A 14287-nucleotide genomic window follows, 5' to 3' on the forward strand; every position below is an offset into this window, starting at 1 on the left:
TCCCGCTGCTCGCCCCGCCCGTCCTGTCCCGCTCGGTGGTGATGCGGGACGAGCCCATCCGCAGCGACCGCGAACGCCAGCTCGCCGGCTGGCCGAAGGCCCGGCTCGTCGTGATCGACGAGGGCGGGCGCACCCCCGTCGACTGGGGGGAGGTCCGCAGGCCGCGCGACCGCTGGGACATGATCTCCGGCTCCGGCGCCCGCCTGATCACCCGGCCGACCACCGGTGACGAGCCGCCGCCGGACGCGGTGCTGCTCGGCGAGCACGAGGGCGTCGCGTACTGGGCGGTGCGCGGAAAGGCCGACCTCGTCGCCGGCGAGGACCCCACCGACTGGGCCGACCTGCGCACCGTCGGCGCCGCCCTCGACGCCCTCGGCGCGGGCCTGCTCACCGGCGCGGTGGCGCTGCTGAACTGGCACGCCACCGCCACGTACTGCACGCGCGACGGCTCGCCGATGCACCCGCGCAACGCCGGCTGGCACCGGGTCTGCGAGGCGAACGGTCACGAGGAGTACCCCCGCACCGACCCCGCCGTCATCTGCCTCGTGCACGACGGCGGTTCGGGCGAGGGGGCGCGGGTCCTGCTCGCGCGCCAGCCGGTGTGGCCGGAGGGCCGCTACTCGGTGCTCGCCGGGTTCGTCGAGGCGGGCGAGTCGCTCGAGGCGTGCGTGCAGCGGGAGATCCACGAGGAGGTCGGCGTCCGGGTCCGCGACGTGTGCTACCTGGGCAGCCAGGCCTGGCCGTTCCCGCGTTCGCTCATGATCGGCTTCTCCGCGGTCGCCGACCCCGACGAGCCGCTGGTGCCCGCCGACGGCGAGATCGAAGAGGCGATGTGGGTGACCCGCGCTGAGCTGCGCGCGGCGCTGGAGGACGGCGACTGGGGCGCCCGCCCGAAGGGCGGCGGTCGGCTGCTGCTGCCCGGCAAGGTGAGCATCGCGAGGTCGATGCTGGAGAGCTGGGCCGCGCTCGACTGACCCGGGCCACAGGAACGGCCGCCGCACGCACGGTGGGAGGTGCGCACGGCGGCCGCGGGTCGGCGCGGCTCAGGCGGCCAGGCCGGCGACCTTCTCCGCGACGGCGGTGAACGGCGGGTTGGTCAGCGCGGTGCCGTCGGCGAAGCGGACCGTGGGGACGGTCTGGTTGCCGCCGTTGACGCTCTCCACGTACGCGGCGGCCTGGGGGTCGCGCTCGATGTTGATCTCCTCGTACGCGATGCCCGCCTGGTCCAGCTGGAGCTTGAGCCGGCGGCAGTAGCCGCACCACGTCGTGGAGTACATCGTCACCTGTGCCATGCCCGGGTCAACCACCGCCGCCCGAGCTGTCTTCCCCTGCTGTCAGGATGGGCCGGTGACTGCGCCCACCCTCGAAGCCCCGGACTCAGGACTGGACGACGAGCAGCTCGCCGCGGTCACCGCCCCGCGCGGCCCGGTGTGCGTGCTGGCCGGCGCGGGCACCGGCAAGACCCGCACGATCACCCGGCGGATCGCCCACCTCGTGCGCACCGGGCACGTCGCGCCGGGGCAGGTGCTCGCGGTCACGTTCACCGCGCGCGCGGCGGGCGAGATGCGCACCCGGCTGCGGGCGCTCGGGGTGTCGGGCGTGCAGGCGCGCACGTTCCACGCGGCCGCGCTGCGCCAGCTGCGCTACTTCTGGCCGCGCGTCGTCGGGGGCCGGCAGTGGCAGCTGCTCGACGGCAAGCTGCGGCTGGTCGGGCAGGCCGCGGCCCGGGTGAAGGCGAGCACGGACGCGGCCGCGTTGCGCGACTTCGCGGGGGAGATCGAGTGGGCGAAGGCCTCCCTCGTCACCCCGGACGAATACCCGGCCGCCGTCGCGAGGCTCCGCCGGGAGACGCCCGCCGCGGCCGAGCAGGTCGCCGCCGTCTACGCCGGCTACGAGGCGCTCAAGAACCGCGCCGAGATGCTCGACTTCGACGACCTGCTGCTGCACACCGCCGCGGCGCTGGAGGAGCACGCGGACGTCGCCGAGGAGTTCCGCGACCGCTACCGCTGCTTCGTCGTCGACGAGTACCAGGACGTCACGCCGCTGCAGCAGCGCGTGCTCGACGCGTGGCTCGGCGAGCGCGACGACCTCACCGTGGTCGGAGACGCCAACCAGACCATCTACACGTTCGCCGGGGCGAGCCCGCGGTACCTGCTGGAGTTCCCGCGCCGGTTCCCGGACGCGGTCGTCGTGCGGCTGCAGCGGGACTACCGGTCCACGCCCCAGGTCGTGGCGGCGGCCAACACGCTGATCGGCGCGGCCCGGGGCCGCGTGGCCGGCACCCGGCTGCGGCTGGTCGGCCAGCTCCCGCCCGGCCCGGAGCCCGACTTCACCGAGTACGACGACGAGCCCGCCGAGGCCGCCGCCGTCGCCAAGCAGATCGCGCGGCTGATCGCCGACGGCACCCCGGCCAGCGAGATCGCCGTCCTGTTTCGGACCAACGCGCAGTCGGAGGTCTACGAGCAGGCGCTCACCGACGTCGGCGTGCCCTACCAGGTGCGCGGCGGGGAGCGGTTCTTCAACCGGCCGGAGGTCCGCCGGGCGATGACGGCCGTGCGCGCCGCGGGCGCGGTCGACGCGCCGCTGGTCGAGGCGGTGCGCGCCGTGCTCGCCCCGGTCGGGCTCACCCCCGAGCCGCCGACCGGTGCGCAGCAGCGGGCGCAGTGGGAGTCACTGCTCGCGATCGTCGAGCTCGCCGAGGAGCTGGTGGCCGTCGAGCCCGACGCCGACCTGCCCCGGTTCGCCGTCGAGCTCGAGACGCGCGCCGACGCCGCCCACCCGCCCACCGTCCAGGGCGTCACGCTCGCGTCCCTGCACGCGGCCAAGGGCCTGGAGTGGGACGCCGTGTTCCTGGTCGGGCTCGTCGAGGGCACGCTGCCGATCCAGCACGCCGACGGCGACGACGAGGCGATCGAGGAGGAGCGCCGCCTGCTCTACGTCGGGATCACGCGCGCCCGGCGGCGGCTGGCCCTGTCGTGGGCGCTCTCGCGCCAGCCGGGCGGTCCGCGGCGGCGCAGGCGCAGCCGGTTCCTCTACGGGCTCATCCCCGACGAGCACCCCGCTTCGCGCGTGGCGAACAACGGTGGCGGCCGGGGTGCGCCCAAGCCGCGCTGCCGCGTCTGCGGCTCGCCGCTGATCGGTGCCGACGCGCTGAAGCTGCGCCGCTGCGCCGACTGCCCGTCCGATGTGGACACCGACCTGCTCGACCGGCTCCGCGTCTGGCGGGCGGAGCAGGCGAAGAAGCTGCAGGTCCCGGCCTATGTGATCTTCACCGACGCCACCCTCATGGCCATCGCCGAGCAGCGGCCCGCCGACACCGCCGCCCTCGTGCGGATCCCCGGCATCGGGGCCCGCAAGCTCGACCGCTACGGCGAGGCCGTGTTGGAGCTGGTCGCCGAGTCAGGTAGTTGATCGGAGAAACTTCCCGAAAATAAGTTGTGCGGCTTCTGCAGGGGTCGCTAACGTCAACGCCCGACGGACTTCACCAGCCCGTCTTCCGTCACGACTCCACCCGCGAAGGGGGTGCCCGGTGATCACCATGACGACGCTCGCCGCCACCGCTCCCGGCGCCCTGCCGCGCGTGGAGTCCGTGCTGCCGGCGCTCGCGCACGCGTGGAAGCAGCGTCCGGCCGTCGTGATCCTCGGTGGCTTCGGGACCGATAACAGCACAGGTGTGTCCGCAGAGGGGCGTCGCCATACCTAGACGCCCCAGCCACTGGCCGAAAGACCGAGGCCGCGGACCCCACAGGGATCCGCGGCCTTTTTGTTTGTCCTGCACGACCACTCACAGCAGGAGGTAGAAGTGCTAGTCCGATCCGTTCCGTTGGACGGCGGAACGATCACCCCGGAGCGGCTCGGTGGCGACTCCGCCACCGTGGGGACCCTGCTCGACGCGGCACCCCGCGCCGGGCTGGACCTGCCGTGCCGTTCCGGCGACGCGGACCTGTGGTTCGCCGAGGCTCCCGCGGAGCTGGAGCGGGCCAAGGCCCTCTGCGCCGGTTGCCCGATCAAGGCCGAGTGCCTCGCAGGCGCGCTGCAGCGCGGTGAGCCGTGGGGCGTCTGGGGCGGCGAGATCTTCGAGCGCGGCGTGGTGATCCCGCGCAAGAGGCCTCGCGGTCGCCCGAGCAAGGCCGACCTCGCCCGGGACCGGGCGTACGCCGCGGCCATGTCCGCCTGATCCAAGAGTTCGCGTGGGTCCTTCGAGGACCAGCCCACAGGAGGCCGATACCGATGACCGACTTCACGACCACACAGCCCGCAGACCGTACGCGACCGGCCGTGCGCGGACGCGAAGGGATCGCGATGTTGCTCCACGAAGCACTGGCCAGATGTCGACACCAAGAGGCCCTCGAGGCCGCGCGGCACCACGCTCTGGTACGGCAGTTCACCGCCGGCCGCAGGTGGGCGTGGCTCGCGCGCTTCGCCGCCCGGCGCGCGGAGCGCGCCCGCGCCGCCGTCCGCACGGAGGTGAGGGTGGCGTGATCGCGGTGCGGACCGGCCCTCCCGCGGCCGGTCCGCACCCGGCGGCGTCCGATCGCGGCGCCGCCCGTTCCCGATGACGGCCCGGGTCCCGAGCGGCGGCCCGGGCCGTCGTGCTCGCCGGGGGTGGCACGCACCTCGTCGAGCGTCGCGACGCGAAGCCGTCCAGTCCGCTCGCTCACCCCGACCTCGGCGCCGAGGGGCGCGGTCGGCGAAGGCCCGTGGCGGGCCCCGGCCCGCCCGGCCCGGTCGCACCCTCGCCCCCGCGACCCACCCGCGCTCAGCCCGCGACTCACCCGCGCTCAGCGCGCGACTCGCCGGGGCCCAGGGCGCGACTCGCGTGCACTCACGCCGCGACTCGCCGGGGTGCAGGGCGCGACTCGCGGGTCAGGCGTGGCGGCTCGCGGTCTCGTCCTCGGCGTCGAAGACCCACGGCTGCCAGCGCTTGACGATGGCGCGGAGCCGGACGTCGGCGTCGAGCTGGCACAGCACGCCGAGCGTGCCCATCGTGACCCGGTGCACCAGGAGGTACTGGGGTGGCAGGTTGAGCTCGCGCCCCGTGCGGAACTCGGGCCGGCGCAGGTCGCCGATGCGTTCCGCCTGCCGCTGCAGCCAGCGCCGGTTGAACCGGAACGACTCGGTGCGCAGCGGTTCGGTGAACGGCGCGAGGTACTCGATCGCGTCCTCCTCGGTCAGCGCCGAGCCGGGCCGCACGAATCCGTGGTCGCGCAGCAGCTGCAGCAGCTCGGCCGGCTTGTTCTCGAGCGCGAGCCGCGCCATGACCGACAACGGCCGGGGCAGGCCGTCCGGCAGCCGGGCGACCGCGCCGAAGTCGAGCACCATCAGCCGGCCGTCGTCGAGCACCTGGAAGTTGCCGGGGTGCGGGTCGGCGTGCAGCAGCCCGACGAAGGCGGGCGCCGAGTAGTGGAACTCCGCCAGCAGGGCGGCGGCCCGGTCCCGTTCCTCCTGCGTGCCGCTGCGGATGACGTCCGACAGCTTCCGGCCGGTGACCCACTCGGTGACCATCGCCCGCGGCGCCGACGCCACCACGCGCGGCACCTTGAACATCTCGTCGCCTTCGTAGGCGGCCGCGAAGGCCCGCTGGTTGTCGGCCTCGTCGCGGTAGTCGAGCTCCTCCTCCATGCGCTCGCGCAGCTCGGCGATCAGCGGCTTGATCTCCAGCCCGGGCGCGAGCGGCTGGATGATCCGGCTCATCCGCGACAGCTGCCGCAGGTCCGACCGCAGCGCCTCCTCGGCGCCGGGATACTGCACCTTGACCGCGACCTCGCGCCCGTCCCGCCAGATCGCGCGGTGGACCTGGCCGATGCTCGCCGCGGCGGCCGGGGTGTCCTCGAAGTCGCGGAATCGCTGCCGCCAGCCCCGGCCGAACTGCTCGGCCAGCATGCGATGCACGTCCGAGGTGGCCATCGGGGGCGCCGCCGACTGCAGCTTCACCAGCGACTCGCGGAACGGTGCCGCGAACTCGTCGGGGATCGCCGCCTCGAAGACGCTCAGGGCCTGGCCGAACTTCATCGCGCCGCCCTTGAGCTCCCCGAGCACGGCGAAGAGCTGCTCGGCGCTGCGCGCCATGAGCTGGGCCGAGATCTCCTCGCCGTCGCCTCCCACCAGCCGCCTGCCCAATCCGGCTGCCGCGCGTCCGGCCACGCCGAGCGGGAGGCTCGCGAGCTTGGCGGTGCGTGCCGCCGTGCGCCGCGGGATGTCGGTCACGTCGTCACCCCGGTGGCGGTGGCGAGGGGGCGCGGGAGTCCGTCCACTCCTTGATTGTCTCCCGAGCGGGACCGTCCTCGCATACCAGCAGCTCGGGCCGGGTGCCGCGGCTCCACCCGGCCCCGCAGCGGCAGTCGGGGTGCGGGGTCCACGCCCGTCGGGTGATCGTGCCCGCGTCGACGTCGAGCTCGAGGGTGGCGTCGAGGACGGGCGGGCCCGCCGCGGTGTCCGGCCCGTCGAGCGCGACGAGGGCCTGCGCCGTGGCGAGGCCCGCCGTCGCGGTCACGCACGCGGACGCGGCGCGGCCCGGGACGCCGACGAGCCGGGCGGCCGCCGCGGTCCACACCGGGTCCCGCGCTCCCCGCTCGATCTCCATGCAGCCGAGGCAGGTGGTGCGGCCGGGGAGCACGAGCGGCCCGATGACCCCGGCGCCGTCGCGCACCCGCACCACGAGGTGCGGCGTGCCGGTGGCGTGCAGCCGTTCGACCTGCACGGGGTCGGGGGTGACCGCGTCGGCGAGCACCACGAGGTCGGCCACGGTGCGCTGCCGCGGCGGGCCGGTCCGCGCCCGGGGGAGCAGCCGGGCCAGTGCGTCGGCGGTGGCGGCGGCGCGGTCCCGGCCGCGGTCGGAGTCGACGAGGCCGGTGCCCAGGTCGCCCGCCCGCACGGCGCCCGACGTGACGACGTGCACCGTGCCGACCCCGGCCGTGGCGAGCCCGAGCACGATCCCGACGGCGAGCGGCCCGCACCCGTGCACGACGACCGTGCTCCCCGCCCGGCGCCGTTGCGCCCGCTGCACCTCGGCGGCGTCGACCACCACGCCCGTGTCGACGAGCTCGGCGAGCAGCAGTTCGGCCTCGGTCCGGTCGGCGCCCCGCCGCACCGCCCGGTCGACGAGCTCGGCCGTGGACACGGGTCCGGCGAGCTCGTCGAGCATCGCCGCGAGCGGGGGCGGGAGATCCTCGACGGCCACCGCCCGGACCGGGTCGAGGCCGAACAACCGGGACCGGGTGCCGACCGGGACCACGGACCGGTGCGGCGGGAGCTGGACGAACCGGGGGAGGGCGGGGCGGCGCATGGCCCGATGGTGCGCGGACCGGCCGCACCCCGCGCGCAGTTGTCCACAGGGGTGTGGACAACTGCGCTGTCCGGTCCGTCACCCCGGCCCGCGGCTGCGGGGCACTAGGCTGGTCTGATGGCGCAGCCCGCGATCGTGGAGGTCCGGCGCAGTGACCGCCGCAGGCGCATGGTGAGCGCGCGGCGCGAAGGCGACACCGTCATCGTGTTCATCCCAGGCTGGATGAGCGACGCCGAGGAACGGCGCTGGGTGGACGAGATGGTCCGCCGTCTGGAACGCAGCGAGGCCCGCAGGCGCTCGCCCGCGCGAAAGGGCGACGACGCGCTGCGCAAGCGCTCGGTGGAGCTGTCCCGGCGGTTCCTCGAGGGGCGCGCGCGGCCCACCAGCGTCCGCTGGGTGCCGCCGATGCGCACCAGGTGGGCGTCGTGCACGCCGGCCGACGGCACCATCCGCATCAGCGAGCGGCTGCGGGACGCCCCCAGCTGGGTCGTGGACTACGTGCTGGTGCACGAGCTCACGCACCTGCTCGAGCCCGGCCACGACGCCCGGTTCTGGGCGTGGGTGCACCGCTACCCGCGCACCGAGCGCGCGATGGGCTACCTGGAGGGCCTGTCGGCGGCCGCGGGCCTGGGCCTCGTGGGCATCGACGGCGACGAGCCGGACGCGGTCGAGCCCGAGGAGCCCGCCTCCGCCACCGGTTAGCCCCCACCCTCGGCGAGTCGCGCTCCGGGTGCCGGCGAGTCGCGCTCCGGGTGTCGGCGAGTCGCGGTCTGGGTGCGGGCGGGCCGGGGTCTGGATGCCGGCGAGTCGCGGTCCGGGTGCGCGCGAGTCCCGCTCGGGTGCACACGAGCCGCTCTGGGTGCAGGCTGCCACGTCGCGGGTGCTGCGCAACCCACCGCGGCGGGCGCGACGCCAACCCGCTGACGCGCCGACCGCTCGCCGTCAGCCGGGGAACCCGACCTCAGTCGTCCCCGTCGTCCTTGTCCTTGCCACCCTCGGAACCCGAGGACTCCTCGGAGTCGGCGTCCGTCGCGGAGTCCGGCTTCTTCGCGCCGGGGCTCTCCTCCTCGGGCGCCTTCTGCCCCGCAAGCTTCTCCAGCTCCGCGATCGGGTCGCCCATCTCGGCGCGCCCGACGAACGCGGCCGGGTCGTCCAGGTCGTCCGGCGTGGGGACGAGGTCGGGGTGGGCCCACAGCGCGTCGCGACCCGCGATGCCGCGCTGCTCGCCGAGCAGCCGCCACAGCTCGGCGGCGGCGCGCAGCCGCCGGGGGCGCAGCTCGAGCCCGACCACGGTGGCGAAGGCCTGCTCGGCCGGGCCACCGGTCGCGCGACGGCGGCGCAGCGCCTCGCGGAGTGCCTCGGCGCCGGGCAGCCGCTCGCCCACGGCGTCGGCGACGACCGCGTCGACCCAGCCCTCGATCAGCGCGAGCACCGTCTCCAGCCGGGCGAGGGCCGCCTTCTGCTCCGGCGTGGTCTCGGGCTCGAACATGCCCGACCGCATGGCCTCCTCGATGGCGGCCGGGTTGGACGGGTCGATGCCGCGGGCCAGCTCCTCGATGCGGGAGACGTCGACGCGGATGCCCTGCGCGTACTGCTCGACCGCGCCGAGCAGCCGCTCCTTCAGCCACGGCACGTGCGCGAACAGCCGGTGGTGCGCCGCCTCCCGGGCCGCCAGGAAGATCATGACCTCGCTGGAGGGGCGGTCGAGGTCCTTGGTGAACTTCTCGATGTTCTCCGGCAGCAGCGCCGCGACCCGGTCGGGCCCGACCGGGACCCCGATGTCGGTGGAGGTGAGGACCTCGGCAGCGAGCTGCGCGAGGCCACCGCCGAGCTGGCTGCCGAACGCGAGCCCGCCCATCTGGCCGAGCATCGCGATCATCGGGCCGGCGGCGGCGCGGATCTCCTCCGGCATCGCCTCGACCCAGGCGGTCGACACGCGCTGGGCCACCGGGTCGCACAGCCGCTTCCACGTGGGGAGGCTGGCGTCGACCCACTCGCTCGCCGACCACGCCTTCGTCTCGGTGGCGCCCGTGGGGAAGTCGGTGGCGGGGTCGAGCCACAGCTCGGCCAGCTTGACGGCGTCGGCGACGGCCGAGCGCTGCGCCTCGGTGAGCGAGGAGGTGGTGGCCGCGAGCCGCTGCCGCGCGAGCTGCGCGGCGAGGTCGTAGTTGACCGGGCCACCGCCGCTCGACTGAGCCTGGCTCAGCATCTGGCCGAGCTGGGTGAGCATCTGGCCGAGCTGGCTCACGTCGAAGCCCTCGGCGCCGGGCATCCCGCCGGGCATGCCCGGGAACCCGCTGAACCCGAACGGGCCGCCCGCCCCTTCGCCACGGCCCTCCATCTCGCGACGGCGGCGTTCGTCGTCCGGGTCGCGGTCGGAAGGTCCGAAGCCGAACGGGATGTCACTCATGGTGTCCACGGTACGCGGGTACTCGCCGGTCGTCGCCGGTCGCCGCCGCTGCGGTGGCACCGGATCGGGCTCGCCGATCTCTCGCGCTCGCGCACCGAATCGGCTGGTCGCGTCCTCGCCGGTGGCCCGCGCCGCCGGGCGGGCCGCACCGCGCCGTGTTCGCGCTGGGCGTGCGCGCGACCGTACGACGATCCAACGCGCAGGCGGCATAGGCTGTGCCGTCGTGACCCGCCGGACCTGGACCCTCGTCTCCGCGAGCCTGCTCGCGTTGGCGCTCGGCGTCCTCGGCGCGACACTCCCCGTGCCCCTGGTCGCGCTCGGGCCCGGCCCGACCTACGACACGCTCGGGACGGTCGACGGCACCACCGTCGTCGAGGTCGACGGCCTGCCGGTGTACCCGACCACCGGGCAGCTGAACATGACGACCGTGTCGGTGACCGACCGGCTGACCATGTTCTCCGCGCTCGGGCTGTGGGCGTCGCCCGAGAGCCAGGTCGTGCCGCGGGAGCCGATCTACCCGTCGCACATGACGCTGGACGAGATCCAGCAGCAGAACAGCGCCCAGTTCACCTCGTCGGAGGCGAACGCGGAGGCCGCGGCGATCGGCGAGCTGCAGCTGCCGGCGACCGTCCTCGTCTCGAGCCTGGTGCCGGACACCCCGGCGGCGTCGATCCTGCAGCCCGGCGACGAACTGCTCGCCGTCGCGGGCCAGCCGATCGACTCCGTGCGGCAGGTGACGGAGGTGCTCGCGCCGACCCGCCCCGGGGACGTGGTCGCGGTGCAGTACCGGAGGGCGGGCGAGGTCCGCGACGTCGAAATCCCGCTCGCCTCCCGCCCCGACCGCGAGCAGGGCCTGCTCGGCGTGGTGCTGGGTGCCCGGGTGCGCGACGGCGACATCCGCATCAGCCTGGGCGGGGTGGGCGGCCCGTCGGCGGGCCTGATGTTCGCGCTCGCGGTCGTCGACAAGCTCACCCCGGGCGACCTCGCGGGCGGCCGGTTCGTGGCGGGCACGGGGGCGATCGAGCCGACCGGGACCGTCACGCCGATCAACGGCATCCCGTTCAAGATGCGCAAGGCCTACGACGAGGGCGCCACGGTGTTCCTCGTCCCCGCGGCGAACTGCGAGGAAGCGGTCGCGACGCGACCGGGTGACCTGCAGCTCGTCCGCGTCGGCACGCTCCACGACGCGGTCACCGCGCTCGAGGCGCTCAAGGCGGGCGGCCCGGTCCCGAGCTGCTGACCCGACCGGCCGCCGAACCGGGAATCTCGGACATTCGGGGCCGAGACGGGAACTCCACACCCGATCCGTAGAGTTGGGTGAGCAGGGCGCGCGGTCCGGCCTGGTGGGAGGGGTCCGAGCAGGCCTCCGCCGCACCGGCCGGCACCGGCGCCTCGCGGCCGAACCTCGATCTGCTGGAGCGTGCCCTGTGGCCATGCGGCCCCCGGTGGGAGCCCCGACGCTGACCCGCCGCACCCGGATCCTGCTCGTCCTCGCCGGGCTGCTGGTGCTGTTGCTGCTCGTCGGCTCCCGACTGATCAACTTCTACGTCGACTGGCTGTGGTTCGGCGAGGTGGGTTACCGCGGCGTCTTCGCCACGGTGCTGTTCACCCAGATCGTGCAGTTCCTGGTGGGGGCGCTGCTGATCGGCGGGCTCGTCGCCCTCTCGCTGTGGATCGCCTACCGCACCCGGCCGGTCTTCGTGCCGGTGAGCGGCCCCGAGGACCCGATCGCGCGGTACCGCACGGTGATCATCCAGCGGCTGCGCCTGTTCGGGATCGGCATCCCCGTCGTCATCGGCGTCATCGCCGGTCTCGCGGCGCAGGGCGACTGGGAGACCGTCCAGCAGTTCCTGAACTCCACGCCGTTCGGGATCGCCGACCCCGAGTTCGGCATCGACATCAGCTTCTACGCCTTCCAGCTGCCGTTCCTGCGCTACGTGCTGGACTGGCTGTTCGTCGCGGTCGCGATCGCGTTCGTGGTCTCGCTGATCACGCACTACATCTTCGGCGGCATCCGGCTCACCGGCCGCGCCGGGCAGGTGTCGTCGGCGGCGCGCGCGCAGCTCGCGATCCTCGCCGGCGTCTTCGTGCTGCTGAAGGCGGCGGCCTACTACCTCGACCGCTACGAGCTGCTGTTCAGCAACCGCAGCCCGCTGTTCACCGGTGCCACCTACACCGACCTGAACGCGGTGATGCCGGCGAAGCTGATCCTGCTGTTCATCTCGATCATCTGCGCCGCCGCGTTCTTCGCCGCCGTGTTCCGGCGCAACCTGCAGCTGCCCGCCATCGCCACCGTGCTGCTGGTGCTGTCCAGCGTGCTGATCGGCGCGGCGTGGCCGCAGGTCCTGCAGCAGTTCTCGGTGGCGCCGAACGCCCAGCAGCGCGAGGCGCTGTCGATCGAGCGCAACATCGAGGCCACCCGGCAGGCGTTCGGCCTGACGAACATCAACGAGATCCCCTACAGCGGGCAGGCGAACGCCTCGCCCGCCGAGATCCGCGCCGAGACGGCCACGATGTCGAACATCCGGCTGCTCGACCCGGCCAAGATCGAGCGGACGTTCACGCAGCGGCAGCAGCTGCGCGCGTTCTACGGGTTCCCGTCGCAGCTCGACATCGACCGGTACGAGGTGGACGGGAAGCTCCAGGACTTCATCGTCGCGGTGCGCGAGCTCGACACGAGCGGCCTGTCGGGCAACCAGACCGAGTGGATCAACCAGCACCTGGTCTACACGCACGGCAACGGGATCGTGACCGCGCCCGCCAACCAGATCAACGCCGCCCTCGAAGACAGCGGCGGCCAGGGCGGGCTGCCGGTGTTCACCCAGGACAGCCCGGACATCCCGGAGAGCCTGCAGGTGACCGAGCCGCGCACCTACTACGGCGAGCTGATCGACACCTACTCCATCGTCGGCGCGCCCGAGGGCGCCCCGCCGATGGAGTACGACACCGACACCGAGCGCTACACCTACGACGGCCAGGGTGGCGTCCCGCTCGGCAACATCTTCAACCGACTGGTCTTCGCGCTCTTCTACGGCGAGCGGAACATCCTGTTCAACAGCTCGATCAACGAGGAATCGAAGATCATGTACGTCCGGGACCCGGCCGACCGGGTCCAGGCGGTGGCGCCGTGGCTCACCCTGGACGGCGACCCGTACCCGGCCGTGGTGGACGGGCGCATCACGTGGATCGTCGACGGCTACACGACGCTGGAGAACTACCCCTACGCCGAGCGCACGCCGCTCGGTGAGTCCACCACCGACGCGCTGCAGCCCGGCCAGGGCGGCGTGCGGCCGGAACTCGACCGGGACATCAGCTACCTCCGCAACTCGGTGAAGGCGACGGTCGACGCCTACCACGGCACCGTCACGCTGTACGCGTTCGACGAGTCGGACCCGGTGCTGCAGACCTGGATGAAGGCCTTCCCCGGCACCGTGCGCCCGGCCTCGGAGATCAGCCCGAGCCTGCGCGCGCACTTCCGCTACCCGGAGGACCAGTTCAAGGTCCAGCGCGAGCTCCTGACCCGCTACCACGTCGACAATCCGGGCGACTTCTTCAACAACGTGTCGTTCTGGAACGTGCCGTCGGACCCGTCGCCGCAGGGCGCCGCGGGTGGTGGGAACGCGCTGCCGCAGCCGCCGTACTACATCCTCGCGGGCACGCCGGGCCAGCCGGGCTCACCGCCGTCGTTCCAGCTCACGAGCGCGCTGGTGTTCCAGCAACGCGAGTTCCTCTCGGCGTACCTGTCGGTGAGCTCCGACCCGGAGACCTACGGGCAGATGACCCTGCTCCGGCTGCCGGACAACACCACGACCCAGGGCCCGCAGCTGGTGCAAAGCGCGCTGGTCAGCGATCCCGACGTCAGCCAGGAGATCGGTCTGCTCTCCCGGAACGGGCAGAGCACGGTCGACTACGGCAACCTGTTGACGTTGCCGGTGGCGGGTGACCTGCTGTTCGTCGAGCCGGTGTACATCGAGCGGGCGAACCAGGAGGTCAGCTACCCGCAGCTGGCGCGCGTCCTGGTCTTCTACAACGGGCGGGTCGGGTTCCACCCGACGCTGGCCGGCGCGCTCGACCAGGTGCTGCCGGGCGCCGGCGACGTGGTGCCCAACATCCCGGGGCAGTCGCCGAGCCCGGGGCCGCAGCAGCCAGCGGAGGCGGGCACCCCGGCCGCGCCGACCGCTCCGCCGGGCACGATGAACCCGCAGGTGGCGGCGGCCGCGTCGGCGATCCAGCAGGCCATCGAGGACCTGCGCGCGGCCAACCAGAGCGGTGACTTCGCCGCCCAGGGCCGGGCGCTGGCCGCCCTGGACGCCGCCGTCAACCAGTTCCAGGAGGCGAACGGCCAGCCGGTGACGCCGACGCCGACCAGCCCCACGCCGGGGGGCTGACCCGCGCCCGACCGCACCACCCGGAGCGCGCTCCGCCCTCGTGCGGAGCGCGCTCCGGTGTCGACGGGGGCGATCATCGTCACAGCCCGGGGACGGGGACCCCCGCTGCAGGGGCGTTACGGGCGGGTGTACAGTAGAGGCACAACAACAACGACGCGGGGTGGAGCAGCTCGGTAGCTCGCTGGGCTCATAACCCAGAGGTCG

General features: G+C 73.9%; 11 protein-coding genes. 7 read left to right on the top strand and 4 right to left on the bottom strand.

Going from position 1 to position 14287, the window contains the following annotated elements; translation table 11 throughout:
• Positions 1-41 precede the first annotated feature (41 nt).
• Positions 42-974 carry an NAD(+) diphosphatase gene (gene nudC / locus VKZ81_RS15440; protein ID WP_491723616.1) on the top strand — a complete coding sequence of 311 codons (933 nt, stop codon included), beginning with the start codon at positions 42-44 and terminating at the stop codon, positions 972-974.
• A 69-nt stretch (positions 975-1043) separates the two neighbouring features.
• On the opposite strand, the gene VKZ81_RS15445 is transcribed toward nudC, so the two are convergent.
• The gene (locus tag VKZ81_RS15445) at positions 1044-1292 is read right to left on the bottom strand and encodes a mycoredoxin (protein WP_324242251.1); all 249 of its coding nucleotides are present in this window, start codon (positions 1290-1292) and stop codon (positions 1044-1046) included.
• Here VKZ81_RS15445 and VKZ81_RS15450 point away from each other — a divergent pair.
• From VKZ81_RS15450 to VKZ81_RS15460, 3 genes are all read left to right on the top strand, one after another.
• Entirely contained in the window at positions 1291-3411 is a 2121-nt protein-coding gene (locus VKZ81_RS15450) for an ATP-dependent DNA helicase UvrD2 (RefSeq protein ID WP_414709387.1), read from the top strand. The genes VKZ81_RS15445 and VKZ81_RS15450 overlap by 2 nt on opposite strands.
• Positions 3412-3529: 118 nt before the next feature.
• Positions 3530-3703: a hypothetical protein gene (locus VKZ81_RS15455; protein WP_324242253.1), complete on the top strand. Its 174-nt coding sequence runs from the start codon at positions 3530-3532 to the stop codon at positions 3701-3703.
• Positions 3704-3823: 120 nt separating this feature from the next.
• Positions 3824-4177 (top strand): WhiB family transcriptional regulator, encoded by a 354-nt coding sequence (locus VKZ81_RS15460; protein ID WP_414709388.1) that lies wholly within the window; start codon positions 3824-3826, stop codon positions 4175-4177.
• 689 nt (positions 4178-4866) lie between these two features.
• On the opposite strand, the gene VKZ81_RS15465 is transcribed toward VKZ81_RS15460, so the two are convergent.
• Together VKZ81_RS15465 and VKZ81_RS15470 are read right to left on the bottom strand one after the other, a co-directional pair.
• A complete protein-coding gene (locus VKZ81_RS15465) occupies positions 4867-6207 on the bottom strand; it encodes an ABC1 kinase family protein (RefSeq protein ID WP_324242254.1) in 1341 nt (446 codons plus the stop codon).
• A 4-nt stretch (positions 6208-6211) separates the two neighbouring features.
• Positions 6212-7285 carry a TOMM precursor leader peptide-binding protein gene (locus VKZ81_RS15470; protein ID WP_324242255.1) on the bottom strand — a complete coding sequence of 358 codons (1074 nt, stop codon included), beginning with the start codon at positions 7283-7285 and terminating at the stop codon, positions 6212-6214.
• A 117-nt stretch (positions 7286-7402) separates the two neighbouring features.
• Between VKZ81_RS15470 and VKZ81_RS15475 the strand changes: the two genes are divergently transcribed.
• On the top strand, positions 7403-7987 hold the full coding sequence (locus VKZ81_RS15475) for a M48 metallopeptidase family protein (protein WP_324242256.1): 585 nt from the start codon (positions 7403-7405) through the stop codon (positions 7985-7987).
• Positions 7988-8246: 259 nt separating this feature from the next.
• On the opposite strand, the gene VKZ81_RS15480 is transcribed toward VKZ81_RS15475, so the two are convergent.
• Positions 8247-9695: a zinc-dependent metalloprotease gene (locus VKZ81_RS15480; protein WP_324242257.1), complete on the bottom strand. Its 1449-nt coding sequence runs from the start codon at positions 9693-9695 to the stop codon at positions 8247-8249.
• A gap of 223 nt (positions 9696-9918) precedes the next feature.
• On the opposite strand from VKZ81_RS15480, the gene VKZ81_RS15485 reads away from it, so the two are divergent.
• Complete coding sequence (locus VKZ81_RS15485; RefSeq protein WP_324242258.1) at positions 9919-10935, top strand: YlbL family protein; 1017 nt, start codon at positions 9919-9921, stop codon at positions 10933-10935.
• Positions 10936-11128: 193 nt separating this feature from the next.
• On the top strand, positions 11129-14083 hold the full coding sequence (locus VKZ81_RS15490) for a UPF0182 family protein (protein WP_324242259.1): 2955 nt from the start codon (positions 11129-11131) through the stop codon (positions 14081-14083).
• The last annotated feature ends 204 nt before the right edge of the window (positions 14084-14287 follow it).

It is taken from the genome of Pseudonocardia sp. (assembly GCF_035305885.1).
Classification (GTDB): domain Bacteria; phylum Actinomycetota; class Actinomycetes; order Mycobacteriales; family Pseudonocardiaceae; genus Pseudonocardia.

Bases quoted from the DNA above. Each gene is read 5' to 3' on its own strand.
- VKZ81_RS15490 (WP_324242259.1), top strand. From the start codon at position 11,129: ATGCGGCCCCCGGTGGGAGCCCCGACGCTGACCCGCCGCACCCGGATC.
- VKZ81_RS15475 (WP_324242256.1), top strand. From the start codon at position 7,403: ATGGCGCAGCCCGCGATCGTGGAGGTCCGGCGCAGTGACCGCCGCAGG.
- VKZ81_RS15480 (WP_324242257.1), bottom strand. From the start codon at position 9,695: ATGAGTGACATCCCGTTCGGCTTCGGACCTTCCGACCGCGACCCGGAC.
- VKZ81_RS15450 (WP_414709387.1), top strand. From the start codon at position 1,291: ATGCCCGGGTCAACCACCGCCGCCCGAGCTGTCTTCCCCTGCTGTCAG.
- VKZ81_RS15470 (WP_324242255.1), bottom strand. From the start codon at position 7,285: ATGCGCCGCCCCGCCCTCCCCCGGTTCGTCCAGCTCCCGCCGCACCGG.
- VKZ81_RS15445 (WP_324242251.1), bottom strand. From the start codon at position 1,292: ATGGCACAGGTGACGATGTACTCCACGACGTGGTGCGGCTACTGCCGC.
- nudC (WP_491723616.1), top strand. From the start codon at position 42: ATGCGGGACGAGCCCATCCGCAGCGACCGCGAACGCCAGCTCGCCGGC.